Source organism: Streptomyces sp. NBC_01116 (assembly GCF_041435495.1).
Classification (GTDB): domain Bacteria; phylum Actinomycetota; class Actinomycetes; order Streptomycetales; family Streptomycetaceae; genus Streptomyces.
Window position 1 is genome coordinate 667,295 of the sequence record NZ_CP108644.1, and the last position, 13,792, is coordinate 681,086.

11 protein-coding genes are annotated in these 13,792 nt (G+C 70.0%); 4 read left to right on the forward strand and 7 right to left on the reverse strand.

Annotated features, from left to right (window positions below; translation table 11 throughout):
* Positions 1-122: 122 nt before the first annotated feature.
* Positions 123-1,205 carry an ABC transporter substrate-binding protein gene (locus OG245_RS02700; protein WP_371621930.1) on the reverse strand — a complete coding sequence of 361 codons (1,083 nt, stop codon included), beginning with the start codon at positions 1,203-1,205 and terminating at the stop codon, positions 123-125.
* 592 nt (positions 1,206-1,797) lie between these two features.
* On the opposite strand from OG245_RS02700, the gene OG245_RS02705 reads away from it, so the two are divergent.
* Entirely contained in the window at positions 1,798-2,244 is a 447-nt protein-coding gene (locus OG245_RS02705; RefSeq protein WP_371621931.1) for a GNAT family N-acetyltransferase, read from the forward strand.
* A gap of 167 nt (positions 2,245-2,411) precedes the next feature.
* Here the strand turns inward: OG245_RS02705 and OG245_RS02710 are convergent, their stop codons facing one another.
* Positions 2,412-3,155 carry a restriction endonuclease gene (locus OG245_RS02710; protein WP_371621932.1) on the reverse strand — a complete coding sequence of 248 codons (744 nt, stop codon included), beginning with the start codon at positions 3,153-3,155 and terminating at the stop codon, positions 2,412-2,414.
* Positions 3,156-3,845: 690 nt separating this feature from the next.
* Here OG245_RS02710 and snpA point away from each other — a divergent pair.
* The gene (snpA, locus tag OG245_RS02715; protein WP_371621933.1) at positions 3,846-4,508 is read left to right on the forward strand and encodes a snapalysin; all 663 of its coding nucleotides are present in this window, start codon (positions 3,846-3,848) and stop codon (positions 4,506-4,508) included.
* A gap of 97 nt (positions 4,509-4,605) precedes the next feature.
* Here snpA and OG245_RS02720 read toward each other — a convergent pair whose 3' ends face one another.
* Positions 4,606-6,006 (reverse strand): hypothetical protein, encoded by a 1,401-nt coding sequence (locus OG245_RS02720; protein WP_371621934.1) that lies wholly within the window; start codon positions 6,004-6,006, stop codon positions 4,606-4,608.
* Between the two features lie 409 nt (positions 6,007-6,415).
* Between OG245_RS02720 and OG245_RS02725 the strand changes: the two genes are divergently transcribed.
* A complete protein-coding gene (locus tag OG245_RS02725) occupies positions 6,416-7,045 on the forward strand; it encodes a TMEM175 family protein (RefSeq protein ID WP_371621935.1) in 630 nt (209 codons plus the stop codon).
* Positions 7,046-7,164: 119 nt separating this feature from the next.
* On the opposite strand, the gene OG245_RS02730 is transcribed toward OG245_RS02725, so the two are convergent.
* From OG245_RS02730 to OG245_RS02740, 3 genes are all read right to left on the reverse strand, one after another.
* Positions 7,165-7,371, reverse strand: a complete 207-nt coding sequence (locus OG245_RS02730; protein WP_371621936.1) for a hypothetical protein — start codon at positions 7,369-7,371, stop codon at positions 7,165-7,167.
* A 252-nt stretch (positions 7,372-7,623) separates the two neighbouring features.
* Positions 7,624-8,439, reverse strand: a complete 816-nt coding sequence (locus tag OG245_RS02735) for a hypothetical protein (protein ID WP_371621937.1) — start codon at positions 8,437-8,439, stop codon at positions 7,624-7,626.
* 107 nt (positions 8,440-8,546) lie between these two features.
* Positions 8,547-9,332 carry a nitroreductase family protein gene (locus OG245_RS02740; protein WP_371621938.1) on the reverse strand — a complete coding sequence of 262 codons (786 nt, stop codon included), beginning with the start codon at positions 9,330-9,332 and terminating at the stop codon, positions 8,547-8,549.
* 100 nt (positions 9,333-9,432) lie between these two features.
* On the opposite strand from OG245_RS02740, the gene OG245_RS02745 reads away from it, so the two are divergent.
* Entirely contained in the window at positions 9,433-10,026 is a 594-nt protein-coding gene (locus tag OG245_RS02745) for a helix-turn-helix domain-containing protein (protein WP_371621939.1), read from the forward strand.
* Between the two features lie 170 nt (positions 10,027-10,196).
* On the opposite strand, the gene OG245_RS02750 is transcribed toward OG245_RS02745, so the two are convergent.
* On the reverse strand, positions 10,197-13,574 hold the full coding sequence (locus OG245_RS02750) for a LamG-like jellyroll fold domain-containing protein (RefSeq protein WP_371621940.1): 3,378 nt from the start codon (positions 13,572-13,574) through the stop codon (positions 10,197-10,199).
* Between the last annotated feature and the right edge of the window lie 218 nt (positions 13,575-13,792).

Genomic DNA, 13,792 nt, shown 5'->3' on the forward strand with positions numbered 1-13,792 from the left:
CGGTGTTACGGGAATGGGACCGGGCCGTCGGGCGCCCCGGGACAGCCCCGGGCAGTGCGGGCCCTGGGGCTCGCGATGCCCGGGGTGCCCCGGGCGTCGCGGCGGCCGGACGTCCGACGAGGTCAGTAGGCTCCGCCGAGCGATTCCTTGGCGTTGGCCCCGTCGTACTCGCGGTCGGTGATGATCACGTTCTCGGGGATCTCCTCACCGGCGTAGAACTTCTGCGCGGTGGCGAAGGCGAGCGGACCGAAGCGCGGGTTGGACTCGATGACGGCGTTGTACTCGCCGTTGACGAGGGCCTGGACGGCGTTGCGGGTGCCGTCGACGGAGACGATCTTGACGTCCTTGCCGGGCTTCTTGCCGGCGGCCTTCAGCGCGGTGACCGCGCCGAGGCCCATCTCGTCGTTCTCGGCGTAGACGGCGGTGATGTCGGGCTTGGACTGGATGAGCTGCTCCATGACCTGCTGGCCCTTGTCGCGGGCGAACTCGCCGGTCTGCTGGGCGACGATCTCCAGACCCGGGGCCTCGGCCTTCACCTGGTCGACGAAGCCCTTGGTGCGGTCGGTGGTGACGTTGTTGCCGGACGCGCCGAGCAGGATGGCGACCTTGCCCTTGCCACCGGTGACCTTGATCATCGCGTCGGCGGCGCGCTTGCCCTGCTCGACGAAGTCGGAGCCGAGGAAGGCCACGTAGTCCTTGCAGGCGGTGGAGTTGACCTTGCGGTCGATGGTGAGGACGGGGACCTTCTTGGCGGCCGCCGCCTTCAACGCGGGTTCCAGACCGTCGGAGTTGAGCGGGGCGACGATGAGGAACTGGGCGCCCTGCGACAGCATGTCCTGGATGTCGCTGATCTGCTTGGACAGCTGGGACTGCGCGTTGGTGGTCAGGAGCTTCTTGACGCCGACCTTCTCCGCCTCGTCCTTGATGGACTGGGTCTCGGCGATCCGGAAGGGGTTGGCCTCCTTCTCCGACTGGGAGAAGCCGACCACGGCGTCCTTCAGGTCCAGCTTCGGCGCGCCGTAGGTCTCCAGCTTGCAGCCCGAACCGGACGAGGAATCAGGGGTCTTGGCCTCCTGCGCCGCCTGACTGCTGTCGCCGCCCGCGTTGTTGGAGGTCTCCGACTTGGCGCAGCCGGCGGCGGCCAGCGTGGTGGCGGCGAGGACGCAGGCCACGGCGAGGGTACGGGATCGACGCTGGATCATCATGCGCGGAACGCTCCTTGGCGGGTTGACGGCACGCCGATCGGCGTGCGGTCGGGCATGCGGGACGAGGCATCGGTTGCTCTGCGGCTGATGCCGCCGCATTCCTCACACCCCTGCTCCGTACTGCGGGAACAGTGGCCGTGAGAGCCTGCGCGGCCTGTCGGCGGCTCGGTTTACAACGTTATATATGCGGTGCGGCACGAGCGGCAAGAGCGATGCCGATGCGTTTCCAAAATGTGCCGGCAGACCGCCGGGACGCATCCGCGGCCGGCAACTCGCGCTTCGGCAAAGGCTTTGCGCGAGGTCTGGACACCCACCCGCCGCCGTGCTGTCATATCGCCGGGCGCCAGACTTTCAACGTTGGAAGAACGGTTGCCGCCCGAACCGGTCCTGGTTCCTCGCCCGGGGAGCTACGCGAGGAGACCGCTGTGTCTCCGGCCGCTCCCCCGCCCGCCGCCCCGGCGGGCCGACCGTAGAGTCCTGCCATGTATCCGATCAGCCGCCGCAGTCGGCGTCCTCACCTGCGCGAGCTTCGCCCCGATGCCGCGGAGGGCGTGTTCGCGGTCCAGGGCGACGCCCGCGCCACACCGAGCACATGAGCTTCGATCCGCGGACCCGCGAGGACGTCGAGGCGATCGGCGCCCGGTCGATCGCCTCGGCGACCGCGGACCCGCGCCAGGAGTACGCCCTGGCCGTCGTCGGCACCGATGACGGACGGCTGATCGGCTTCGGCCGTCTCGCTCTGGATCCCCACCAGCCCCGGGCCGCGACCTTAGGCTTCGCTCTCGACCCCGACACCTGGGGCAACGGCTTCGGCACCGAGACCGTACGGCTGCTGCCGGCCCGTGCCTTCGAGGACCTCGGACTTCACCGGGTCCGGGGAGCCCGCTCCGCGCTCAGCACCGCCTCCGCCCGCACCATGGAACGCGCCGGGCTCTCGGAGGAGGGCTGCATCCGCGAGCACGTCCAACGCGGCGGCCGGTGGAGCGACTCGGTCACCCACTCCATCCTCGACCACGAATACGCCGCCGTCGAACGGTGATCACGGTTCGCGGGTCCTGCGGATCGCCGGTCAGCTGCGCCGGTTCCGCCGCCCGCGGGTCCGCCGGGCAGCAGGTGACGACAGCCACGGCCCTCGCGCGGCCGGGCGGAGACCGGACTCGGGGCGGAGACCGGGCTCGGGGCGGATCCGGGTACGCCCCCGCCGGATCACCGGCCGCTCCGCGGTGCGGGGATCCTCGGCAGGAGCTCCCACAGCGGGCGCCCGCCGCTCGCCCACGCGGCGAGGACCCGGCGGTCGGCGAGGTGCATGTGCAGCTGCGCCGCGAGGGGCGCGCAGCGGGTGGAGAAGCGGCCGTTGGTGACGACCAGGACGACGTCCGCGCCGTACAGCTGCCGGGCGGTGCCGTTGACGCGCTGGAGGTCGGGGGTGCCGACGGCCGAGCCGCGGTCGCCGTCCTTGCGGTGCTTGGCCTGGATGACCCAGGTGCGGCCCAACGGGTCGGTGGCCAGGACGTCGGCACCGTTGTCTCCGGCCCCGCCGATCTGGCGGGCGTCGGTGCACCCGTCGCGGAGCATCAGATCGCGGATCGCGTACTCGAAGTCCCGGTGGTGCAGGGCGTCCAACTCGGGCAGCCCGTAGCGCAGCGCTTGCCGCCGTACCCGGTCCCCTTCCTGCCGCCGGCGATACCGGTGGCCCCACACCGTCCCGCCGATGGCGGCGAGTGCGCCGAGCACGATGAGCGCCCACCAGTTCACCAGCAGCCAGGAGATCACCGCCCAGACCAGCGTGATGCCTGCGAGGGCAACGAAACCGAGCAGGAGCAGCTGGGTGTCGCCGCGCTGTCGCCGACGCGAGCGGCGGCGGCGCAGCAGGGCGCTGCGGCGGATGGGACGACGTGCCGCGGTGCGGCGGGGCGGTGGGCGGCGGGGCGGTGGGCGGCGGTTGGCCATCGGGCGCGCTCCGGTTTCAGCGGGAGGAGTCGGTGACGCCGGAGGTGAGGCGGTCCGGGAAGTCGCCGATGTCCTCACCCAGCGAGGTCGGGGCGATGACGGCGGACAGCGCTCCCGCGTTGATGGTCAGCATCCCGCCCCGCCCCCGGATCACGCTCGATTCCCGCTCCGACCCCCTTGTGTATCCGCAGGCTGCTCCGCCGCGCGTGGCAGTTGCCGGATGATGACGCAAAGCGACCGGTTGGCCTGATCCGGCGCGCCCGCGGCTGCGCCGGCCGATACGCCCGGCGGTGCGGGATCGATCGGGGGCTCAAGGTCAGCGCGCGCCACGGTGCGGTGGAGTCGCGCACCTGGTCGTTGCGACTGTTCGCTGCGAAACGTACAGGTGGCCGCGCGCAGGTGGCCGTCGCGCCAGGCGAGGGCGGGTGTCGCGATCCGGTCCACCAGCTGGCGCACCCCGGCCCGTGCGGCCTCACCGCCGTTCGACGGGAGCGGGCCTGCGGCCGCGGGGCGTTTCACCTGTCCGCGATCCGCCCGGAGGACGGGGGGATAGGGCGGTGCCATCGCGAGTTGGCATCATCCCCAGCCGGTGTTCGCTCCCCCACACTCTCTCCGTACCGTCCCGCGCCCCGTCCGTTCAGCGGACGAACCCCAGGGTGCGGCCCCATCGGACAGTAGGAGAAATCCCCCATGAGACACGTCCCGACCGCCATCGCCTCCGCCATCGCCGGCCTCGGCTTCCTTGCCACGCTGGCTGCAGCTCCCGCAGTCTCGGCCACTCCTGCTCCTGCCGGCTCCACCCCCGCCAGCGTTGCCGCGTACAACGGATCGGGCGAGAACGCCGCCGCGAACCGGGCTTTCCTCGACGCGGTCATGAAGTCGGTCGCCGAGAAGCGGGCCGCCAACCCGGGAACCCAGGTTGTCACGGTCACCTACAGCGCGGCTTCCGCCCCGAGCTTCCGCACCCAGATAGCCAACAGCACCCGGATCTGGAACAGCTCGGTCTCCAACGTCCGGCTCCAGGAGGGCTCCAGGGCTGACTTCACGTACCGCGAGGGAAACGATCCGCGCGGATCGTACGCCTCGACCAACGGGCACGGCCGTGGCTACATCTTCCTGGACTACCGGCAGAACCAGCAGTACAACTCGACCCGCGTCACCACGCACGAGACCGGGCACGTGCTCGGCCTGCCGGACAACTACTCCGGACCGTGCAGCCAGCTGATGTCCGGCGGCGGCCCCGGCCCGTCCTGCACCAACGCCCAGCCGGACGCCAACGAGCGAGCGCGGGTGAACCAGCTCTGGCAGAACGGCTTCGCCGCCGCGCTGTCCCGTGCCGCCTCCGGGAGCTGATCGCTGCACGTGCATGAGTGGAGGGTCGTTCCGGGCCGGGAACGGCCCTCCACGCTGAGCCCATCTGCCGTCAGCGAACCGCGCTCCCGGACACCCCTTAGGTGCCGGTGGAGCAGGGGTCGCAGCAGGACGGGGCCGGTTCCACGCAGATCGTGACGGTGTCGGCGTTGTTCGTGATGTCGGGATCCTTCTCCTGGCCGGTGACCGTGGCGGCGTTCGTGACCCGGCCGACCCTGGTGGCCTTCGCCCTCACCACGAGGGAGGCAGTGGCGCCGTCGGCCAGGTCGCCCACGGCCCAGTGACCGGTCGTCGGGTCGTAGTGGCCCTGGGTTCCCTCGGCGGACAGGAAGGCGAGGCCTTCGGGGAGCCGGTCGGCGACGGAGACGCCGGTCGCCGGGTTCGGGCCGGTGTTGCGGACCGTGACGCGGTAGGTGACCGTCTGGCCGACGGTGACGGTGGTGGCGTCGGCCGCCTTCGTCACGGTCAGATCGGCGGCGGGCTTGACCTGGAAGGTCTGCTCGTTGGAGGTGGACGTCAGCGGCTGCGGTGTGTCGCCGAGCCGGTTCTCGTAGGAGGCGGTCGCCGTGTTGCTGACCTGCCGGCCGCCGCTCTCCCGGGAGATGACGACCCGGTACTCCACGGTGGTCCCGGCCGGCAAGGACTCCGTATTGGGCAGGCTGCCGCCCGAGACGCCCGAAGCGCCGTTGCCGAGGTGGAAGACGACCTTGTCGCCCCCCGCGTCGTAGTACGCCTGGTCGTCACCCTGCGCGTCGCTCTTGGTCCCGGCGTTCGGGCCGTCCACGACGCGCAGGGACCCGGGCAGGTAGGTCGTCCCCTGCGGGATGCCGTCGGTGAGGACGAGGTTTTCCGCCGCACCCCCGCCCTCGTTCCTGGCCGTGACCCGGTAGGTGACGGTGTCCCCGACCTCCAGTGGCCCGGCGGGAACGGCGGTCTTGGTGAGCTCGACGTAGGGGGCGGTACCGAAGAAGATGCCGTCCAGGAAGTTCCCGATGCCCTGGTTGCCACCGGCGGCCGAGATGGAGCGGAAGGCGAACCGCGTCAGCGCCTGCCCGGCCGGCACGGTGTACGTGCCCGTGTAGTAGCCCCAGGCGGTCGTGCCGTCGGTGAATCGGCGCTGCTCCACCGAGGAGCCGGGCGCGCCGATGTCCAGCGCCATGGTGTCGTCCCCCTGGCGGCCACGGTGGTACAGCCGCCAGTACAGCTTCGTCCCGGGGGTGGTCGGCAGATCCTGGTAGAGCGTGGAGACCTGATTCGCGTTGAGTTCGGCGAACTGGGCGCCGTGGGCTGCCGGCACCCCGTTGAAGCCCGACCGCCACAGCTCGATCCGGTGATCGGTAGCGGTGGTCAACCAGCCCGGCACACGCTTGGCCGCCTGTGTCTGCGAGGCGTCCGGCAGGATCTCCACCCCGTTCACCACCGGCTCTTCGAAGCTGCCGTTGGCCAGGGCGACGCGCAGTGGAGCAGAAGGTGTGGACATAGGTCTTCCCCTCAAGTCGATGCTCTGGGAGTGCACCGCCGTCCGCACATGCCCCCCACGGGCCGTAACGGGACGGAACGATCACTACCTCAACGCACGCGGCTCACCACGTAAAGCGACACCGGATGACGGTTGGCCAACCCCGCGCGACGCGTTTGCGCCGCGGATCCCGGTCACGCGCCCGGCCCGCCCACCGCCGTACGGTCGCTCCCGTCCCACCCGCCTCACCTCGCTCTTCCCTCCACCCCTGTCATGGCCTGAAGGTCACGTGCGCCTGCCTCCCCCACCACCGCACAGGGTGAATCGGCGGTCGGGGAGATTGACGCTTCGGACGACACTCTGGTGCCCACCGGGGAGCGGCGTGCCACAGTCGGAGCAATGCGCGGCCGATCGCGGGCGAGGGGCCAGGGTGAACCTGGTGAGTAACGGCAGCCCTTCGCCAGCGCGCCCCGACCGTCTGATCACGTTGTCCGACGGCATCTTCGCGATCGCCATGACGCTCCTCGCGCTCGAAGTCCGGGTCGCGCCCGACCTGGACTCCGAGCGGTTCCACGACGCGCTGCGCGAGACCGCTCCGCAGCTCGCCGCCTACGCGTTGAGCTTCCTCATCCTGTGCATCTTCTGGCGCGACCAGCGTCAGATCCTGCTGATGTCCGCGAAGACGGGCGGTCTCCCCCAGCATCTGGCCCTCGCGGTGCTCGGCATGATCGCGCTGGTTCCGTTCCCCACGTCGATCCTCGCCGAGTACGGGGCCCGGGAGCCGTTGGCGGTGGCGATGTACGCCGCGACCATCTGCCTCATCGACCTCTTGCAGCTCGCCATGTTCGCGACGTTGAGGGGTCGGCACGGGGTGCGCGCCGTGGGCGAGTGGCAGGACACCGCTGCGGATCTGGGCGCGACGATCGTCGTGTTCGGGGCGTCCGTACCCATCGCCTTCTTCGCCCCGCAGGCGGCCATGTGGTGCTGGCTCGCCCTCTTCCCCGCGAAGGCCGTCCTCGGCAGGCGGGAGCGGCTCCGCAGCACCCGCCAGGAGGGCTGACCCCGTGCGCTTCCCGTACCTCTCCCGCGCGATACCCGTACAGGACCACGCTCGACCCGGCCTCGCCCCTCATCGGACAGCCCTGTGCTGGTGCCCGGTCTCCGGCGACCGGCCAGCTCTCACGGGGCGCCGGCCGGCTGATCGTCCTGCCAGACCCAGTGGCCGGTCGTGTCGGGGGCGTAGAGGCTGCGGCCCCCGGGGTAGGTGCAGCCGTCGTTGGGGATCGCGGTCCAGGGGTCGTCGTCGGAAACGGTGACGCGGACGGTCTGCCCGTCGAGCGGCCCGCCGTGCAGTTCGACTGCGATCGTGGTGTTGTCGTCGCTCATGACCCCCTTGTGCCCCGACAGGTACAGACCAATTCAGGCAACAGGAACCCGCCTCACGCAGGTCACCCGCGACCACGGCCCCGGATCGCCCGTTCTGCCACACCTTCGACCTGCGTCGCCAGGCGTTCCTCCGGAGGATCGACCTGGAACACACGTCCGGCCCCGGTAGACCCCTCGGCTCGGAAACCAGCGACCCACAGCCCGCTACGACGTAGACAAATCAGTCAAGTGGGCTTGTTTCGTCCTCGGTGGTCACGTCGCGGTGGGGACGTAGGGTGCTGCTGCGACCTGGGCCATCGTCCGAAGATTCGCGAAGTAGGAGGCGCAGTACTCCTCGTCGATCAGAGGAACGATCTTGTCGAGGTCGGCGATGCAGCCCCAGAGGAAGGCGATGCCACTGCCGTCGAGCCCGCCCTTCAGCCCCCTCTGCACGAGGCCGGCGACGTCGGCGTCCAGGAGGACCAGATCCACGCCGTCGAGGTCCACACCGCGGAAGCCGTCGGGGAACACGGCACGCAGGTGGTCCTCCCGCAAACGGGCGAGTCCGCCTTCGAGCCGCGCTCCGCCCACCTCAGTGGCTGTCGCCTCTGGCGCGGACGGTGGGCGAAGGAGCAGGGAGACGGCGTCGAACACGGCACGCAGCATGGCGACGGCCCGGACCGGGCGGAGGGCGGCACTCGACTCGGCGCCCTGTGTGAGCTTGTCGCGCAGCGATCGGCAGCGGTCGAGTTCGACGGCGAGCTCGGCCGTGATGAGCCCGGCGTCGGTGGCCCGCCCGATGAGGACGTGAAGCGGTTCGTTCGTGGTCAGACGTTCAGCGAGGACGTGCTCCAGGGCGATCAGGGAGTGCGTGACGGCGACGGTGGCGAACTCGTACCGGTAGGAGGAGTGCCGGACGAGCTCGCGGGAAGTTTCCAACGTGCTCATGACGTACATCGACGCGCCGCTGGGCAGAACCAGGTCGGCAACCAGAGGGTGCATCTCCGCACAGTCGAGAACGAGGTCGCGGGTGCGCGGGTCTCGTACCGGCAGGAGGAGCGGGTCGGACTGCGGTGGCAGGGTGTTCACCGGCGCAGTCTTGCCGCCGGACGGCTGTCGGTGCCATCGGATTCGCTCGGGACGGCCGGTAACCCCCGTCCGCATCCCGCCGGCGGGTCCGACCGTGGAGAACCAGCTCAGCCGTGGAAGGTGGTGGTCACCTCCAGGGGCGCCCGGCCGGTCCCCACCTGGTTCACCGGCGCGGCCTCGTCCGCGTAGCCGAAGGAGATCCCCACGAGCAGCTTCCCTTCGTCTACGCGCAGCTCGTCGCGGACGGTGTCCGCGTAGAAGCTGAGCAGGCCCTGCGGGCAACTCGCCACGCCGTACGCGGTCATGGCCAGCAGCAGCGTCTGCAGGTAGGCGCCGACGTCCGCGGCCAGTCGCGGCCCGCCGTCACCGGTGACGAACAGAAACGCGGCGTGGGGCGCCCCGTAGAAGCCGATGCTCTCCGCGTCGTAGGCCGCGCGGGCGGGGTGGTCGTCGGGGCCGATGCCCAGGGCTCCGTACAGATCGGCACCGAAGGCGGCCCGCCGTTCGTGGTGGACGGGGGCGTACATGTCCTCCGAGTACGGGTAGTCGGCCGAGACGCGTCGCTCCGCGTGGGCCGCCCGCAGGGCGTCGGCCAGACGGTCTCGCCGTGAGCCGCCGACGATCTCCACCTGCCACGGCTGCGCGTTGGAGTTGGACGGCGCCGCTCCGGCGAGGGAGAAGATCGCGCGCAGAACGTCCCCGGGCACCGGGTCGGGGCGGAACGCGCGGGTCGCACGCCGCCCGCGAATCAAACGCTCGGCGTACTCCTCCGCTCGCGTCCCGCCCGCCCGCGTCCCGACAGCAGGCACTCCGACGGCAGGTGTCCCCACGGCGGGTGTCCCGACGGCAGGTGTCTCGCTCGTGCGTGTCCAGGTGAAGACCGGCCTGCTCATGAAGCTCTCCTCGGAATCGCTTAAGTAAACGTAGCCGTTTACCTAGAAGCACTGTAACCAGACACCCACCCCGAAGTAAACGAAGTCGTATACTTAATCCATGACCACGGTGACGACGGCATCGCGACGGCAGGGCCGCGGAGGGCGGGAGCGCATCCTGGCGGCCGCGGCCGAACTGTTCACGGCCCAGGGGATCAACGCGACCGGCATGGAGCAGATCGCGGAGCGGGCACCGGTGTCCAAGCGCACCCTCTACGCACACTTCCGAACCAAGGACGAACTTGTCCTCGCCCACCTGAGGGACCTCGCCTCGACGGGGCGCACTCTGGAGGGCGCGCTGGTGCGCGAGGAGGTTTCCGCCAAGGAGAGAATCCTCGCGCTGTTCGATCCGCCCCCGGCGGGCACCGATCCCGTGCGCGGCTGTCCGTTCATCGATGCCGCCGTGGAGTTCCCGGACCCGCGGAGCGCGGTCCACTCCTACGCACGCGAACAGAAACTGCTGATGGTGCGACTGGTGGCGGACCTGGTGGCGGAAATGGGCTGCCACCGGCCCGCCGCCCTCGCCGAGCAACTCGTGACCCTCGCGGACGGCGCCGCCAGCCGCGCCATGGTGCTGGGCGAGGCGGACTACGGCCGGCACGCGCGGGCGGCGGCGGAGATCCTCCTGGAGAACGCCCTCTCAACCACGGACTGACCGCTCCGACGAATCGCCGGTATGCCCGAGCGCGTTGTCCGAGCCCCGTCGTCCTGCCGGGAGCCGGGCGGGGGGCTCCCGGATGGCAGAAGCGGCGTACGGACCGGGGCCCGCTGTCCCCGCGCCAGGAGGACGGCGCGGGGACAGCGGGCCCCGGATTCACGTCCGTGCTACGGCCGCTGACGGCCGTGGAGCGCAGCCACCTCTTCGGCGGTCAGGGCTTTGTCGTACACCCCGACCTGATCGACGGAGCCGTTCCAGAAGTCGCCCCTGGCACCGTCGTACTGGGCCCGCCCGACGGAGAGCGGGCCGGTGCTCACGTCGGCCGGACCCGCCTCGGTGGTGGCGGCGGGCTTCCCGTCGACGTACAGCGTGATGGTGTCACCCTCGCGGACCCCGACCAGGTGGTACCACGTGCCGGTCTCCGGAGTGATCTCCAGGCGGGCGCGCTTGCCGCCCGGGGTGGAGAAGGCGAACGCCCCCTGCCCGTACTGGAGGTAGAAGGGGTTCTCGGTACGCCGGCCGTCCTGGCTGACGACGGTGGCGTAGTTGCCGGGCAGCGCGTCCAACGAGGCCCACGCGGAGACCGTGTAGTCCTTCGTGGTGTCCACGACCGGGCCGGCGCTCTGCGCGTACTGACCCTCGCCGTCGAACCTCAGCGCCGAGCCGGTTACGCCCGGCGCCCAGGAGGTGCCGCCCTCCAGGGCGAGATGGGCCTTGTTGGGGCCGCTGTCGCGGGCGGTGGCGCCCTTGTTCTCGTCGAGCGACCAGGAACCGCCGCCCTTCAACGCGTCGCGCTCACCGGCGTTGGCCCCGGCGGCGATCACCTGTCGGTTGATCTCGCGGACCTTCTTCGGGTCGACCTTGATCTCGCGCCGGTCATACGTCCACAGGCCGTTCAGCTCGTTCTCCAGGTCGCTGACCTGGGTGTAGACGGAGCCGGACAGCTCGGCGCCGGCGGCGGCGAGGTAGTACGTACGGGTGTTGTCGACGTACTTGGCGGTAAGCGCGGCCTTGTCCGCGACCCCGCTGTAGATGTTGGCGGGGGCTCCGGGCCACATGTGCCCCGGGGTGCGGAGCGTGAAGCCGCCGTGCTCGCCGTCCATCGCGGCACGCCGGTCGTCCGGGAAGGCCGGGTCGTTGTTCACGTAGTCGTGGTGGTCGATGATCTCGCCCTTGCCGGAATCACCCTTGGAGGCGCAGCAGTTGACCCCACTGTGCGCGTTGACCACGCGGGACGGGTCCAGTGCCTTGACGTCCTCGGCGATCTTGCCGGTCTCGGTGCGGTCCCACTCGCCCCAGCCCTCGTTGAAGACGATCCAGCCGCTGATGGAGGGGTAGTTGTGGAACTGCCTCATCATCTCCTTCCCCTGGGTGAGGAAGGCGGTCTTGCCGGTCTCGTTGTCGATGTCGGCGTTGACGAAGTCCTGCCACACGAGCAGTCCGAGCCGGTCGGCGTGGTAGTACCAGCGCGGCGACTCGACCTTGATGTGCTTGCGTACGGCGTTGAAGCCGAGGTCCTTCTGGGCCTTCAGGTCGAAGGTGAGAGCGGCGTCACTGGGCTGGGTGTACAGCCCGTCGGGCCAGAAGCCCTGGTCGAGCATGGCGAGGGAGAAGAAGGGCTTCCCGTTGAGGACGAGCTTCTGGTAACCGCCCACCTTGTCGATCTTCAGCTGGCGCATCCCGAAGTAGCTCTCGACGCTGTCCTTGGAGCGGCCGTCGGCGAGGGAGACGTCGAGGTCGTACAGGTAGGGGTCGTCCGGCGACCAGAGGCGCTGGTTCTTGAGCTTGAGGCTGAGCTCGCGGTTGGCGGGGCCGGTGACCGTGCCGACGACCTTGCCCCTGCGGTCGCGGGCGACGGCGGTGATCCGGGCGTCGGCGGAGGCCTTCGCGGAGTTGACGGTGACCGCGAGGCGGCCGGTGTCGATGTCCGGCGTGGTGGTCAGTGAGTCGATGGCGGCGGGGGCGATCGGCTCCATCCACACGGTCTGCCAGATGCCGGAGGTCGGGGTGTAGACGATGCCGCCGGGGTTGGTGGACTGCTTGCCCTTGGGCTGGTTCGGCCCGGTCTTGTCGGTGACCGCGACGACGATCTCCTGGGGACCGCTTCCCTTGAGCGCGTCGGTGATGTCGGCGCTGAACCCGGTGTAGCCGCCGGTGTGTTCGGCGACCTCGGTGCCGTTGACCCAGACGGTGGACCGATAGTCGACGGCGTCGAAGTTGAGCTTCAGCCGCTTGCCCTTGCCGTTCTTGTCCTTGCCGACCGACCAGTTCGCCGGCACGGTGACGAGCTTGCGGTAGAACATGTGGTCCTCGTCGCGCTCCAGGCCGGAGAGCTGGGACTCGACCGGGAACGGCACGATGATCTTCTCGTCGAGCTTCTTGCCGAAGACCGGCTGCTCGCCCTCGGTGGCCCCGGCGAACTCCCAGGGCCCGTTGAGGTTCTTCCACCGGTCGCGGACCTGCTGCGGCCGGGGGTATTCGGGCAGCGGGTGGTTCTTGTCCAGCTTGTCGCCCCAGGTGGTGGTGAGGCGGTGCGTGGAGAGGTTCTTGGCGGTGCGGCCGATCTCCGGGACGGTCTCGGTCCCCGACTTCAGACCGCCCTGGCCGTCGTAGACGACCTTCACCCGCTGGTCCTTCTGGACCGGCGCGGCGAGGTCGATGATCAGCGCCCTCGGATCGCCCGAGGCCCGGTTCACCGACTTCACCGGCATCGGGGAGGTGTCGACCTCGATCGTGAGGTGCTCCTTCACCTTCCGGTAGTCCGAGACGCGGTCCCTGAAGGTGGCCTGGAGGCGCTTGCCGTTCTTCGCGACGCTCAGGGCGACCGGGTAGACCTCGAAGCCGGCGGGCGGGGTGAACGCGGACTCGGGCACGATCTGCTTCTTGAGGGTGTCGCTCCCCCAGCGCAGGAACATGCTGGCGCCGCCGATGTCCTGGAACATCTCCAGCTTGAAGTCGTGCTTCTCCCCGGCCTTCAGGGAGATCGGAGCGCTGTGCTGCTCCTTGTCCCAGTCCGGCTCCCAGTGGTCGATGACAACGTTTCTGTCGAGGAAGAGCCGGAAGCCGTTGTCGCCGATGGCGGAGAAGGTGTACTCCCCTGTCTCGGGCGCCTCCAACTGTCCCGTCCAACGGGCCGTCGTGTGCTCGGTCCTGCCGGTGGCCGACTCGAACGTCCCCGTGAGACCGGGGAAGTTGATCTCGGGGTCCAGGAAGGTGGCGCCGAGTTCGGCGAAGTCACGGGCGCCCGGGGCGGACATGCTGAAGTACTCGCCCTTCAGCCCGTGGACATCGGTGACCGGGTCGTCTGCCGTGAAGGTCTTCGCCGTGGCCTCGGCAGAGGCGGAGGCGGTGGCTCCGGCGGGGGCGACAGGCGCGGCGGCCGCCGTCGGGACCAGGGTGGCGCCGACCGGTATGAGCAGCGCCGCAGCGCAGGTCAGAACCCTGAACAGGGCACGGGGGCGCGGGTGTTGTCGTCTCAAGGCGTCATCCTCGTCGAAGAGCCGGGGGTGCCTCGAACCAGCGAGGCACTGCACATAGTCGAACATTGAGCCACAACACCAAACACTGCACAACGGTCGTGCACGCAGAATTTTCAACGATAGAAATCTGGCCCCTGACATGGGGAGCGCACACGGACCGGGGCCCACGCCCGGCCGTGCGGCGGGAAGAGACCGTTCGGTGGCCCGCTCGCGCTTCGCGCACCTCGCCCACCTCGGGCGTTTCGTCGCGGTGGTTCTGCATGGATGCCGCTTCTTTCCATGAA

Coding starts and splice junctions, on each gene's coding strand:
- OG245_RS02700 (WP_371621930.1), bottom strand. CDS start 1,205: ATGATGATCCAGCGTCGATCCCGTACCCTCGCCGTGGCCTGCGTCCTC.
- OG245_RS02705 (WP_371621931.1), top strand. CDS start 1,798: ATGAGCTTCGATCCGCGGACCCGCGAGGACGTCGAGGCGATCGGCGCC.
- OG245_RS02710 (WP_371621932.1), bottom strand. CDS start 3,155: ATGGCCAACCGCCGCCCACCGCCCCGCCGCCCACCGCCCCGCCGCACC.
- snpA (WP_371621933.1), top strand. CDS start 3,846: ATGAGACACGTCCCGACCGCCATCGCCTCCGCCATCGCCGGCCTCGGC.
- OG245_RS02720 (WP_371621934.1), bottom strand. CDS start 6,006: ATGTCCACACCTTCTGCTCCACTGCGCGTCGCCCTGGCCAACGGCAGC.
- OG245_RS02730 (WP_371621936.1), bottom strand. CDS start 7,371: ATGAGCGACGACAACACCACGATCGCAGTCGAACTGCACGGCGGGCCG.
- OG245_RS02740 (WP_371621938.1), bottom strand. CDS start 9,332: ATGAGCAGGCCGGTCTTCACCTGGACACGCACGAGCGAGACACCTGCC.
- OG245_RS02745 (WP_371621939.1), top strand. CDS start 9,433: ATGACCACGGTGACGACGGCATCGCGACGGCAGGGCCGCGGAGGGCGG.
- OG245_RS02750 (WP_371621940.1), bottom strand. CDS start 13,574: ATGTTCGACTATGTGCAGTGCCTCGCTGGTTCGAGGCACCCCCGGCTC.